The sequence below is a fragment of the Cupriavidus taiwanensis LMG 19424 genome, from assembly GCF_000069785.1.
GTDB classification, from domain to species: Bacteria; Pseudomonadota; Gammaproteobacteria; order Burkholderiales; family Burkholderiaceae; genus Cupriavidus; species Cupriavidus taiwanensis.
On record NC_010530.1, the window covers coordinates 1,854,971 to 1,867,942 of the forward strand.

A 12,972-nucleotide genomic window follows, 5' to 3' on the forward strand; every position below is an offset into this window, starting at 1 on the left:
TCGACATGGGTATCAACCTTCCCGTTATCTGGGCCGCCCTGATCTTCTTCGGCGTGATGATGTACGTCATCATGGACGGATTCGACCTCGGCATCGGCATCCTCTTTCCCTTCGTCGGCGACCGCCATGACCGCGACGTGATGATGAATACCGTCGCGCCGGTGTGGGACGGCAATGAAACCTGGCTGGTGCTGGGCGGCGCCGCGCTGCTGGGCGCCTTCCCGCTGGCGTATTCGGTGCTGCTCAGCGCCTTCTACCTGCCGCTGGTGTTCATGCTGCTGGGGCTCATTTTCCGCGGCGTCGCGTTCGAATTCCGCTTCAAGGCCAGCGACCGCAGCCGCCCGTACTGGGACGCCGCATTCACCTGGGGCTCGGTGGTCGCCGCCTTCTTCCAGGGCGTGACGCTGGGGGCCTATATCGACGGCATCGCCATGGACGGCGCCACCTTCAGCGGCGGCGCGCTCGACTGGCTGGCGCCGTTCCCGCTGTTCTGCGGCGTCGGCGTGGTGATCACGTACGCATTCCTCGGTGTCACCTGGCTCATCATGAAGACCGAGGGCCGGCTGCAGTGGACCATGCTGCGCGTGACCAACGTACTGACCGGCGTGATGCTGGCGATGGTGGGTGCGGTCAGCATCTGGACGCCGCTGACCCACCCGGAGATCGCGCAGCGCTGGTTTGCGCTGCCCAACCTGGTGTTCTTCCTGCCGGTGCCGCTGCTGGTGCTGGGTTCGGCCTGGGGCATCTACCGGTCGCTGCGCCGGCAGCCCAATGTGTCGCCGTTCCTGTATGCGCTGCTGATGGTCTTCATGGGCTATACCGGGCTGGCCATCAGCATCTGGCCCAACATCATCCCGCCGTCGGTCTCGATCTTCGACGCCTCGTCGCCGCCGCAAAGCCAGGGCTTCGCGCTGGTCGGCACGCTCTTCATCGTGCCGATCATCCTGGCCTACACCTCGTGGTCGTACTACGTGTTCCGCGGCAAGGTCCGCCGCGGCGAGGGGTACCACTGATGGCCAGGACTGCGCACAAGAAGGCGAGCGCACCGCTGGCGGCCCGCCTCGGCTGGCTGCTGGCGCTGTGGCTGGCCGGAGTCGGCACGGTGTTCGCCTGCGCCAGCCTGATGAAGCTGCTGATGCGCGCCGCGGGCCTCGCGCACTGACGCCCATGTCCGCTTCCCGCCCGCTCTCTCCCGCCACGCCACGGCCACGCCCTGCCGGGATGGCCGGCGCGCTCGGCGCGGCGTGGGCGGGCGCCCCCGACCTTGCGCCGTGGCTGCACTCGCTCAAGGTGTTCGGCGCGGCGATGCTGGCGCTCGGCACGGCGCTGGCGCTGGGCCTGCCGCGGCCCTACTGGGCCATGGCGACGGTCTACCTGGTATCCAGCCCGCTCGCCGGGGCGACGCATGCCAAGGGCGCCTACCGCGTCATCGGCACGCTGCTGGGGGCCATCGGCGCGGTGGCGCTGGTGCCCTGGCTGGTCGACCAGCCCATGCTGCTGATGGCGGCGATCGCCTGCTGGACCGGCACCCTGCTCTACCTGTCCTTGCTGGAGCCGGCACCGCGCAACTACATCTGCCTGCTGGCCGCCTATACGCTGCCGATCGTGGCGCTGCCGACCGTGACCCACCCCGGCACGGTGTTCGACATCGCGCTGACGCGCATCGAGGAGATCGTGATCGGCATCGTCTGCGCCAGCGTGGTCAGCGCGGTGGTGTTCCCGTCGCGCACCGCGCCGGCGCTGGCCGCACGCGCGGCAGCATGGATGGACCACGCCTCGCGCTGGACCACCGACATGCTGGCCGGCGGCGCCAGCGCGGGGCAACGCCACGACAGCTTCAGCACGCTCGCCGCCGATATCCTCGCGCTGGAAACCCAGATGGCGCAGCTCGCCTATGAATCCGGCAACGCGCACACGCTGCGGCGCGCACGCGCGCTGCACCAGCGCATGACCGCGCTGCTGCCGCTGGTGCTGGCACTGGCCGACACCGCGGACGCGCTGCGCCGGCATCGGGCCGGCATGCCTGAGCACGTCGCGCAGCGCCTGCGCGCCACGCTGGCCTGGATCGCCGGTGCGGCCGGCTCGTCGCGCCCGCCGCCGTCGTGGTACCCGGCGGGCCGGGCACCGGCCGCGCCCGCCGACTGGCACGCGCGGCTGGTTGCGGCGGCCTGCGTCTACCTCGATGAACTGGGCGACCTCTGGCAGGACTGCCGCCTGCTGCAGGCCAGCCTGCGCCAGGGCGGCAGCGACCCCGCGGCGCTGCGTTACCGCGTGGAGCCGGCCGGCCAGGCGCGGCACCATGACCACGCGCAGCTATTGTTCCGCGCCGCCACGGCGGGCTCGGCGACGCTGGTGGCCGGCCTGCTGTGGATGGCATCCGGCTGGGTCGACGGCGCCGTGCCGGTCGGCCTGGCGGCGCTGGCCAGCTGCTTCATCGCCTGCACGCCCGAGCCGCGGCTGGTGGCCGGCCGCGTGATCGCGTGGAGCGTGGCCTGCGCGCTGCTGTCCTGGTACTACCAGTTCGTGGTGCTGCAGCTGGCCCATGACTTCGGCTCGCTCGCCGCGCTGCTGTTCGGGCCTTACCTGGTGATCGGCGCGATGACCACGCAGCCGCGCTTCGCGTTGTTCGGCGTGCTGCTGGCCGTGACCGCGGCGTCGTTCCCAGGGCCGCAGAACCTGGGGACGGCGAGTTTTGCCGGCATTTTCAATGGCAGCCTGGCGAGCCTGGCGGCACTGGTATTCGCCGCGCTGTGGGCGGTGCTGATGCAGCCGTTCGGCCAGCAGCTGGTGGCATACCGGCTGGCGCGCGCCAACTGGAACGAGATCGCGCTGGCCGCCCATCCGCGCGCGCCGGTCAACAGCGCGCGGCTGCGCGGCCGCCTGCTGGACCGCCTGCTGCGCCAGTGGCCGCCGCTGACGCGCCGCAACCATGCCAGCCATGAACAGGCGGCCAATGCGCTGGCCGACTTCCTGGTCGAAGTTGCCGTGCTGGCGCTGCGGCGCGCCACGGACCGTGCAGTTGCCCGCGTGCTTGCCGGGGTCGCACGGCACTACCGCCGCTGCGCGCGTGCCGGCCATGCCATCCCGCCGGCGCCGGCGCTGGCTGCGCAGATCGACGCGGCATTCGCGGCGCTGGCCACCCCCGCACATGGCAGCCCGCGTGCCGCCCTGGCGGCGCTGGCCACGCTGCGCCTTGCCCTCTATCCCCATGACCAGGACGGACGCCATGCACGCCACTGAATTCGACCTGTATGGCGTGTTCGTGCCCGCCACCGTGGTGTGGATGCTGGTCGCGTTCGCGGTCACCGCCGCACTGCGTGCCGCGCTGGTCCGGGTCGGCTTCTACCGCATCGTATGGCACCGGTCCTTGTTCAACCTCTCGCTGTACATCCTCGTATTGGGCGCCATCGTCGCGCTCGTCTGGCAGGCCCCATCATGATTCGAAAGCTCTCGCTGCTCGTCCCGGTTGCGGTGACCCTGGCCGCGGTGGCCGCCGCGGCGCTGACCGCCTGGCACCTGTGGCAGTACTACACCGCGGCGCCATGGACTCGCGACGGCCACGTGCGCGCCGCGGTGATCCAGGTCGCGCCCGATGTCTCGGGTCCGGTCACGGCCGTGCTGATCGGCGACAACGCACGGGTGCAACGCGGCCAGGTGCTCTTCGAGGTGGATCCGGAGCGCTTCCGCCTGCGCCTGAAGCAGGCGCAGGCCGAGGCCGCGTCGGCACGCGCGGCACTGGCGCTGACGCGGCGGCTCCCCAATGCGGACGCCGCCGCTGCCGTATCTGCCGCACAGGCGCGCCTCGACCAGGCCCAGGCCGCCGTCGACGTCGCCGCGCTGGACCTGGCGCGCTGCCGCGTCACCAGCCCGGTCGACGGCCAGGTCAGCGACCGCCTGCCGCGCGCCGGCGACTTCGCCACCCGCGGCAAGCCGGCCCTGTCGGTGGTGGCAAGCGGCTCGCAATACGTCGAGGGCTATTTCGAGGAGACCAAGCTGCCCGCTATCCGGATCGGCAGCGCCGCCGAAGTGCATGTCATGGGCCAGCCAGCGCCCCTGCACGGACATGTGCAGAGCATCGCGCCCGGCATCGAGGACCAGGACCGTGCGCTCGGACCGAACCTGCTGCCGAGCGTTAACCCGACTTTCAACTGGGTGCGGCTGGCGCAACGCATTCCGGTGCGCATCGCGCTCGATCCGGTCCCGGACGGGGTCCGGCTGATCGCCGGCCAGACCGCCACGGTGCGCATCCGCGAGCCGCATCCCTGACGCCGTCGCGCCCGGGCGCCAACTGTTCTGCTTGCGCGCCAGCCGCTTTGTACGCCTGCGGCGCGGCCGCCGGCGCCTACGATGGACGGCATACGCCCACGGAGACTCCCCATGCAAGCAACGCCCATGCAAGCAGCGCCTGTGCAAGCCTTGCCGGCCACGTCCGGCCATCCCGCCGCCGCGCCCGGCCCCAGCACGCCAGCGCTGCTGGACCAGCTCGGGCGTCCGCTGCGCGACCTGCGCCTGTCGGTGATCGATCAGTGCAATTTCCGCTGCACCTACTGCATGCCCAAGTCACGCTTCGGGCGCGACTATCCCTTCCTCACGCCAGCGCAACGCCTCTCCGACGACGAACTGCTGCGCATTGTGCGCGCCTTTGTCGGCCTGGGGGTCGAGAAGGTGCGCCTGACCGGTGGCGAGCCGCTGCTGCGCAAGGGCATCGAGACCCTGGTCGAACGGATTGCCGCGATGCGCACGCGGGAGGGCAAGCCGGTGGCCGTGGCGATGACCACCAACGGCAGCCTGCTGGCGCGCAAGGCCCGCGCCCTGCGCGACGCCGGGCTGGGCCGGGTCACGGTCAGTCTCGACAGCCTGGACGACGGCATCTTCCGCGCCATGAACGATGTGGACGTTCCGGTCGGCCGCGTGCTGGAGGGTATCGAGGCGGCCCGCGCCGCCGGCCTGGCCCCGGTCAAGGTCAACTGCGTGGTCGAGCGCGGCACCAATGACGGCCAGGTGCTGCCGCTGGTCGAACACTTCCGCGGCAGCGGCGTCACGCTGCGCTTTATCGAGTATATGGACGTGGAAGGCCCCAGCGGCTGGTCGCAAGCGCGCGTGGTGCCGTCGGAGGAATTGCGCGGCAGGATCGAGCGCGCGCATGCGCTGCTGCCGCTCGCCCGGCGCGCCGGCGAGACCGCCAGCAATTTCCTGCTGGCCGACGGCAGCCTGAAGCTAGGCTTTATCTCCAGCGTATCGCAGCCGTTCTGCGGCGACTGCACCCGCGCCCGCGTGTCGGTCGATGGCCGGCTGCACCTGTGCCTGTTTGCCACCCGTTCGGTCGACCTGCGCCAGCACCTGGACGCCGCGCGCCCGCAGCAAGACCTGGCGCTGGCGATCCGGCAGGCATGGCAGGCCCGCGGCGACCGCTACTCGGAACTGCGCGCGCAACAGCTTGCCAGCGGCAAGCGGCAATATCCCACGGTACGCATGTCGCTGGTCGGGGGCTGAGCCGCGGCCCGGCGCCGGCACGCTGTCAGGCTTGCGGGAAAACCTGTGCGGCGAGCTCCGCGCCGGCCGGGGTCAGGCTCGCATGGCCGCGCCCTGCCTCGTCGATCGACATGTCGGCCAGTCCGGCCGCCTGCAGCTGCGTCAGCACGCGCCGCAGCACGCTCATCGGCAGGCCGGAACGCTTGGCGATCCGGGCCAGCGACCACGGGCCCCCGCCGTCGCGGCCAGCCTGGCACAGCACCTGGAGCACCGCGACGATGGCGGGATCGATATCGGCGTCTTGCATGCTAGCGTTCATCCTCACTTTGCTCGCGGCTGCGCGCCAGCAGATGCTGCGCGATCTTGCCCAGCGTCTGCACCGCCGACTCGATGCCGGGCGACCATTCCCCGCTGTAGTTCAGCCGGATGCAGTGCCGGTAGGTCGCGCCCGGCGCGAACATATGCCCCGGCGCCACGGTAATGCGGTGCTCCAGCGCGGCGTGGTACATCTCCATCGCGTCGATGCCCGCGGGCAGCTGTACCCACAGCACGTAGCCCCCCGCCGGTTGCGAGGTCGTGGTGCCGTCCGGAAAGAACCGCCGCACCGTGGCCGCCATGATGCTGGCCTGCTGCGCATAAGCCTTGCGCACGCGCCGCAGATGGAAGTCGTAGCCATCGTTCTTCAGGAACTCGGCGATCGCCAGCTGCGGGATCGCCGGCGTGGTCAGCGTATTGAGGAACTTGAGCCGTTCCACGGCCTCGCGGTAGCGCCCCGGCAGCGCCCAGCCGATGCGGTAGGCATTGGTCAGCGTCTTGGAAAACGAGGAACAATGCAGCACGATGCCGGCCTCGTCATAGGCCTTCAATGAACTGGGATGGGCCTCGCCGTAATACAGCTCGCCGTAGACGTCGTTCTCGATGACCGGTATGTCCTTTGCGGTCAGCATCGCCACCAGCGCACGCTTCCTCTCGTCCGGCATCTGGAAACCCAGCGGGTTCTGGAAGTTGGGCATCACCATGCAGGCGGCGACGCCCTTTTCATCGATCAGCCGCGCCAGCGCTTCGATGTCGATGCCCTCGGCGGGATCGGTCGCGACCTCGATGGCGCGCATGCCCAGCCGTTCGATGGCGTGCAGCATGGCGTAGTAGGTCGGGGACTCCACCGCGATGGTATCGCCCGGTTTGGCCACCGCCTGCAGGCACAGGTTGATCGCCTCGGTCGCCCCAATGGTGACGATGACCTCGTTCGGGTCGATGGCGTAGCCGTTTTCGAGATAGCGGCGCGAGATCTGCCGGATCAGCTCGGGGCTGCCGGGCGGCAGGTCGTCCAGCATGGTCCACTTGGCATAGCGGCGCGCGATATTGTTGGCGTACTGGTTGATGCGCTGCCACGGGAACAGCGCGGGATCCGGATAGGGCGAACCCAGCGGCACGGCCTCGTCCGAGCGGATCGAGCGCAGCGTCGACAGCACCAGCGCGCTGACGTCCACCGCCGAAGGCCTGGCGCTCGGCCGCGACGGGCGCAGCGCGGCCACCGGCTCGCCCGCCCGCGCGCGCACGAAGTAGCCGGACTGCGGCCGGCTTTCGATGATGCCGCGGCTTTCCAGCAGCACATAGGCGCGGATCACGGTGGTAATGCTCATGCGGTGGTGCTGGCTGGTCTGACGCACCGAGGGAATCCGCTCGCCGGGCAGCAGCACGCCCTGTTGCACCAGGGCCTCGATATCCGCAGCCAGCTTTTCATAGAGTTTCACGCCGCGCTCCCCCTTGCTTGCCGTGCCCAGCGGCCCCCGCCCGTTGCCGGCGCGGCCCGCGCGCCGCAGCCCTCAGCTGAGCCAACGGTGGAGATCATAGTACGGCAGCGGCACGTTTTGCAGGGATCCGGCGCATTGGGGTTCCACCCGCACGAAGCCGCAGGCCTGGCCGAGCGCGGACACGGACGCCGCGCCCTGCTGTGCATTGACCTGCACGAAGCTGTCGCGTCCCCCGACATTGCCGATCTCGCCCACGCGCCAGAACGCGTCGCCGCGGTGCGGACGCGTGCCCGCGAGCGCCGCCCGCACCCGGCCGACCGGCGGAAACAGCTCGGCGCGCCCTTGCAGGCGCCGCAGCAAGGGCGTCACCAGCAGCGCGAAGGTGGCATAGGCCGCGGCGGGATTGCCCGGCAGGCACACCACGGGCTTGCCGCGCAGGCGCCCCACCGTGACCGGCTTGCCGGGCTTCATGTTGACGCCGCGGCAAAGCAGCTCGCCACCGGCGGAAGCCAGCGCCGCCGCCACCAGGTCGCGCTGCCCGACCGAGGCTCCGCCGGTGACCAGCACCAGGTCGGCGGCGCCGGCCAGCTCGCGCAGCATGTCGTGCAGCGCGCGCTCGTCGTCGCGCACATGGCGGTGGCAGCTGACCACCGCGCCCATCGCCTGCACCATTGATTCCAGCATGGGACCGTTGACGTCATGCACCTGGTACACATCGCGCGGCTCGTCGTGCACGGCGACCTCGTCGCCGGAGGTCAGGATCGCCACCTCGACCAGACGGCAGACTTCAACCTCGGCCATGCCTTGCGATGCCAGCGCGGCAATATGGCCGGCATGCAGCAGGGTGCCGGCCGATAGCAGCAGGTCGCCCCGGCGCGCATCCTCGCCCTGGCGGCGGATATGCTGGCCGGGCAGCGGCGCCCGCGCGCAAACCATACCCTGGTAAGTCTCGTCGGCATCCTCCAGCGCGACCACGGCATCGGCGCCGGGCGGGATCACGCCGCCCGTGTAGATGCGGATGGCATGGCCGGGCAGCAGCGGCTGCGGCTGCGTGCCGGCATAGACCACCTGCTGCAACGGCAGGCAGGCATCGGCTCGGCAGTCCGCGCAGCGCACCGCATAGCCATCCATGGCGCTGCGGTCGGCCGCCGGCGTATCGATCACCGCGGCCACGTCGCGGGCCAGCACGCGGCCGGTCAGCAGGCCCAGCCACACGGTCTCGGTCTCGCGCACCGGCTGCGCGCACATCGCGAAGACGGCCTGGGCCTCGTCGAAGTTCAGCATGCCGCGTCTCCGCACGCGCCTTCGATTGACGCGCTGGTGTAGTCGACATAACCGTCCTGCCGGCAGAAGCTGAGCAGGCGCACACCGGCCTGCTCGGCGATGCGGATGGCGAGCGCGGTCGGCGCCGAGATCGTCGCCAGCATCTGGATGTTCATGCGCGCGACCTTGCGCACCAGTTCATAGCTGGCGCGGCTGGACAGCAGCACGAAACCGTCCGCCATGTCCACGCGCTGCATCGCCAGGTGGCCGATCAGCTTGTCCAGGCCATTGTGGCGGCCGACGTCCTCGAACACATGGAGGATCTCGCCGCCGGCATCGCACCAGGCCGCGGCATGGACGCCGCCGGTGGCCTGCATCAGCCGCTGGTGCGACGGCAGCGCGGCGACGGCGCGCTCGATCATGGCGCGCGACGGCGCGATCCGGGCGGCCGGCTCCGGCATGCGCGCCGGCTCCAGGTCCAGCAGCGCGATGCTTTCGATGCCGCACACGCCGCAGCCGGTGCGCCCGGCCAGCGCGCGCCGGCGCGCGCGCATGGTGGCGAAGGCGTGTTCGCTGATCTCCATCTGCACTTCGGCGGCGTGCGCATGCATGCGCACCTCGAGATCGTGGATTTCCGCGTTGCGCGCAACGATGCCCTCGGTCAGCGAGAAGCCGACCGCGAAGGCCTCGAGGTCCAGCGGCGTGCACATCATCACGGCGTGCGAGATGCCGTTGTACACCAGCGCCACCGGCAGCTCCTCGGCGACATTGTCGGTGGCCCGCTGCGCCGTGCTGCGCTTGTGCCGCACGATGCCGCGCGCTTCAAAGCCGGTGTGTTCGAGCAGTTGGGTGGATTCCATGTGGGGTCTCTTGAAGAAGATCGATGCAGTGCTTTTGCGCGCGGCCGGTTTCTCCCCTCGCCCGCTTGCGGGAGAGGGGCCGGGGGGAGAGGGCAGGCACTGGCATACCGACGCGCTGTACTTCGTCGACGCTCCGGCCCTCTCCCCCACCCCTCTCCCGCGCAGCGGGAGAGGGGAGCGTTCACCAGGGGCGTCGGCCGCTAGACAAGTGATCTTGCGCGGCCGTCGGATCAGCCCATCGCGGTTTGCTGGTGCCGTGACGGCGTCAGCAGCACCGGCACCGACTTCGACGTCGGCGTGCCGCAGCCATCGCCGGTGCTCTCCAGCGGCACCAGCGGATTGGTCTCGGGATAGTAGGCGCCCAGGCAGCCCTGCGGGATGTCGTAGTCGACCAGCACGAAGTCCTCGACATGGCGCTGCACGCCGTCGTCCCAGACGCTGGTGATATCGACGTGCTGCCCCGCCTCCAGGCCGAGCCGCTCACGGTCCGCGGGGTTGATGAAGACCACCCGGCGCAGGCCGAACACCCCGCGATAGCGGTCGTCCAGCCCATAGATCGTGGTGTTGTACTGGTCGTGCGAGCGCGTGGTCATCATCACCATCAGCCGGTCGCCATACTGCTGGCGCGCACGGCTGATGGGGGTGTCCTTGTCGATGCGGTTGACCAGGAACTGCGCCTTGCCCGATGGCGTATGCCAGACCCGGTGGCACGCCGGCGGCGTCAGGTGGAAGCCGCCCGGCACCGCCACGCGCTCGTTATAGCTGTCGAAGCCGTCGATCACCTGCTCGATGGCATCGCGGATACGGGCGTAGTCCTGTGCATACCAGAGCCAGTCGATCTGCTCCGAGCCCAGGGTGGCCGCCGCCATGCGCGCGACGATGGCGATCTCCGACAACAGGTGCGGCGATGCCGGCGCGTTCATGCCGAAGGAGATATGGACCATGCAGACCGAGTCCTCGACCGTGACGCCCTGCGCCACGCCGTCCTGCTGGTCGATCTCGGTGCGGCCCAGCGTCGGCAGGATCAGGGCTTCCTTGCCATGCACGAGGTGGCTGCGGTTGAGCTTGGTGGCAATGTGCACGGTCAGGTCGCACTGGCGCAGCGCCGCGTAGGTGCGCGGCGTATCCGGCGTGGCGGTGGAGAAGTTGCCGCCCAGCCCGACAAAGACCTTGACCTTGCCCGCCAGCATCGCCGAGATGGTGTGCACCACGTCATAGCCGTGCTGGCGCGGCGGCTCGAAGCCGAAGGCGGCCTGCAGGCGATCGAGGAATTCCGGCTCGGGCTTCTCCTCGATTCCCACCGTGCGGTCGCCCTGCACGTTGGAATGCCCGCGCACCGGCAGCAGCCCGGCACCCGGTCGGCCGATATTGCCGCGCATCATCATCAGGTTGGACAGGATCTGCACCGTCGGCACCGAATGCTTGTGTTGCGTCAGCCCCATGCCCCAGCAGGCGATCACGCGCTTTCCGCGGGCATAGACCTGGGTCAAGGCGTCGATATCTTCCTGCGGCACGCCCGACTCGGCAATGATGTCGGCCCAGCTTTCGGCACGCAGGTCATCGACAAAATCGCTGAAGCCGACGGTGTGCTCGCGCACGAAGTCCACGTCGATCAGGCGCTCGCGACCGTGGCGGACGGCCTCGTCGTCCAGTTCGACCAGGCGCTTGGCCATGCCCTTGATCAGCGCAAAGTCTCCGCCCAGGCGGGGTTGCACGAACATCGACGCGATCCTGGTGCTGGACCCGGTCAGCATCTCCACCGGATGCTGCGGGCTGGTGAAGCGCTCCACGCCGCGCTCGCGCAGCGGATTGATCGACACGATGGTGGCGCCGCGCCGCGCGCATTCGCGCAGTTCGCCCAGCATGCGCGGATGGTTGGTGGCCGCGTTGTGGCCGAACAGCAGGATGGTGTCGGCGTGCTCGAAGTCATCCAGCACCACGGTGGCCTTGCCCACGCCGATGGTCTGCGGCAGGCCGCGGCTGGTGGCCTCGTGGCACATGTTGGAGCAGTCGGGGAAGTTGTTGGTGCCATAGGCGCGCACGAACAGCTGGTACAGGAACGCGGCCTCGTTGCTGGCGCGGCCCGAGGTATAGAACGCGGCCTGGTTCGGATCCGGCAATGCGCGCAGGTGGCGCGCGACCATCGCAAAGGCCTCGTCCCAGGCGATCGGCCGGTACTTGTCGGTCTGCGCATCGTACGCCATCGGGTGCGTCAGGCGCCCGTGCTGCTCCAGCTCGTAGTCCGTCTGCGTCATCAGCGACGTCACCGTGTGCTGCGCGAGAAACTCAGGCGTCACACGCATGCTGGTCGACTCGGCCGCTACTGCCTTGACCCCGTTCTCGCAGAACTCGAAGGTCGAGGCATGCTGGCGGTCCGGCCAGGCACAGCCGGGGCAGTCGAAACCATCGGCCTGGTTCTGCTTGAACAGCATCTTGTAGTTGCCGCCGGCCACCTTCTCCTTGATCAGGTTGATGGCAACGTACTTCAGCGCACCCCATCCGGCGGCGGGATGGGTATAGGGGGCGATGTGGCCTGTTTCAGGCTTGGGGGTGCTCATTGGCGTGGTGTCCTGTAACGGGGGACGCGGTCCGGTCCGTCCTGCATTGCGGGGCGAGGACGGCCGGTTCGTTGCGGTGACACCAGAGTAGATTTCCGGCGGGGTGGCCGGTGTGTACAAATTGGCGGGCAGGCAGGGAGTACAGTGTTGCGTTGCGGGATCGGGACCAACAGATCGAAAGCGGACGGGGCGCTCTACATTACCTCCACCGCAAGAAGGAAGCCCTCTTGTCTCCATAATAGGATGGCCGGTGTCTGGCACTGCCACGACGGGCGCCCTGCCTGACTCCGCTGCCGAGTGCAGCAAGGTTCGCGCCCATCAGCAATTGGTATCGCAGGACCATGCCCCAAGGTGTACAACCATGATCAAAGACCATGCGCTGGCGCACAAGGACTTCTCATGGACAAGCAACGACTGGAAGCATTCAGTGACGGCGTGATTGCAGTCATCATCACGATCATGGTTCTGGAAATGAAGACCCCGCACGGCGTCGATCTCGATGCGTTAGCGCCTGTGCTGCCGGTGTTCCTGAGCTACGTATTGAGCTACGTCTACGTCGGCATCTATTGGAATAATCATCACCATTTGTTCCGCCTCGTCGAGGACGTCAACGGACCGATCCTCTGGGCCAACCTTCACTTGCTTTTCTGGCTTTCGCTGGTCCCGTTTGTGACCGGATGGACTGCCGAGAACCATCTTTCGCCATGGCCGACGGCGCTGTATGGGGTGGTTTTGATGATGGCCGGGATTGCCTACTACATCCTGACGCATGTGTTGATCCGGCATCATGGGGAAGACTCGCCATTGTCCGCGGCGATCGGGCGCGATTTCAAGGGGAAGCTCTCGGTCGTCCTGTATGCCGCGGCCATTGTGCTTTCGTTGGCCATCCCGTGGGGCGGGGTTGCCATTTATGTCCTGGTCGCAATCATGTGGATCATTCCGGATCCGCGCGTGGAGAAGCGCATCGATCACTGACAAGCCCCACCCCGGAACTCTTCTTGCGAGTCGGGCGCTGCGGGCGAACGAAATGCGGGATCGCCCGGCGGCACAGCCGGCGAACCGGTG

12 protein-coding genes are annotated in these 12,972 nt (G+C 68.9%); 7 read left to right on the forward strand and 5 right to left on the reverse strand.

Annotation, left to right across the window (positions count from 1 at the left end; all coding sequences use genetic code 11):
- Window positions 1–5 precede the first annotated feature (5 nt).
- From cydB to moaA, 6 genes are all read left to right on the forward strand, one after another.
- Window positions 6–1,013 carry a cytochrome d ubiquinol oxidase subunit II gene (gene cydB / locus RALTA_RS23910; protein WP_041232809.1) on the forward strand — a complete coding sequence of 336 codons (1,008 nt, stop codon included), beginning with the start codon at window positions 6–8 and terminating at the stop codon, window positions 1,011–1,013.
- Window positions 1,013–1,162 carry a DUF2474 family protein gene (locus RALTA_RS29230; protein ID WP_012356529.1) on the forward strand — a complete coding sequence of 50 codons (150 nt, stop codon included), beginning with the start codon at window positions 1,013–1,015 and terminating at the stop codon, window positions 1,160–1,162. Before cydB ends, RALTA_RS29230 begins: the two co-directional genes overlap by 1 nt.
- A gap of 5 nt (window positions 1,163–1,167) precedes the next feature.
- Window positions 1,168–3,240, forward strand: coding sequence for an FUSC family protein (locus tag RALTA_RS23915; RefSeq protein ID WP_050976519.1), 2,073 nt, complete (start codon window positions 1,168–1,170; stop codon window positions 3,238–3,240).
- Entirely contained in the window at window positions 3,227–3,439 is a 213-nt protein-coding gene (locus tag RALTA_RS23920; protein WP_012356531.1) for a DUF1656 domain-containing protein, read from the forward strand. The genes RALTA_RS23915 and RALTA_RS23920 overlap by 14 nt, the downstream gene beginning before the upstream one ends.
- Entirely contained in the window at window positions 3,436–4,266 is an 831-nt protein-coding gene (locus tag RALTA_RS23925; protein WP_012356532.1) for an HlyD family efflux transporter periplasmic adaptor subunit, read from the forward strand. The genes RALTA_RS23920 and RALTA_RS23925 overlap by 4 nt, the downstream gene beginning before the upstream one ends.
- 126 nt (window positions 4,267–4,392) lie before the next feature.
- Window positions 4,393–5,493 (forward strand): GTP 3',8-cyclase MoaA, encoded by a 1,101-nt coding sequence (gene moaA / locus RALTA_RS23930; RefSeq protein ID WP_041232811.1) that lies wholly within the window; start codon window positions 4,393–4,395, stop codon window positions 5,491–5,493.
- A gap of 25 nt (window positions 5,494–5,518) precedes the next feature.
- Here the strand turns inward: moaA and RALTA_RS23935 are convergent, their stop codons facing one another.
- The 5 genes from RALTA_RS23935 to RALTA_RS23955 form a co-directional block, all read right to left on the reverse strand.
- Entirely contained in the window at window positions 5,519–5,779 is a 261-nt protein-coding gene (locus RALTA_RS23935) for a helix-turn-helix domain-containing protein (protein WP_012356534.1), read from the reverse strand.
- 1 nt (window position 5,780) lies between these two features.
- Window positions 5,781–7,226, reverse strand: coding sequence for an aminotransferase-like domain-containing protein (locus RALTA_RS23940; protein ID WP_012356535.1), 1,446 nt, complete (start codon window positions 7,224–7,226; stop codon window positions 5,781–5,783).
- A gap of 72 nt (window positions 7,227–7,298) precedes the next feature.
- Window positions 7,299–8,510, reverse strand: a complete 1,212-nt coding sequence (locus RALTA_RS23945) for a molybdopterin molybdotransferase MoeA (protein ID WP_012356536.1) — start codon at window positions 8,508–8,510, stop codon at window positions 7,299–7,301.
- Window positions 8,504–9,349 (reverse strand): formate dehydrogenase accessory sulfurtransferase FdhD, encoded by an 846-nt coding sequence (gene fdhD / locus RALTA_RS23950; RefSeq protein ID WP_012356537.1) that lies wholly within the window; start codon window positions 9,347–9,349, stop codon window positions 8,504–8,506. The genes RALTA_RS23945 and fdhD overlap by 7 nt, the downstream gene beginning before the upstream one ends.
- Window positions 9,350–9,579: 230 nt before the next feature.
- Window positions 9,580–11,907, reverse strand: coding sequence for an FdhF/YdeP family oxidoreductase (locus tag RALTA_RS23955; RefSeq protein WP_012356538.1), 2,328 nt, complete (start codon window positions 11,905–11,907; stop codon window positions 9,580–9,582).
- Between the two features lie 399 nt (window positions 11,908–12,306).
- On the opposite strand from RALTA_RS23955, the gene RALTA_RS23960 reads away from it, so the two are divergent.
- A complete protein-coding gene (locus tag RALTA_RS23960) occupies window positions 12,307–12,882 on the forward strand; it encodes a TMEM175 family protein (RefSeq protein WP_012356539.1) in 576 nt (191 codons plus the stop codon).
- Window positions 12,883–12,972 lie beyond the last annotated feature (90 nt).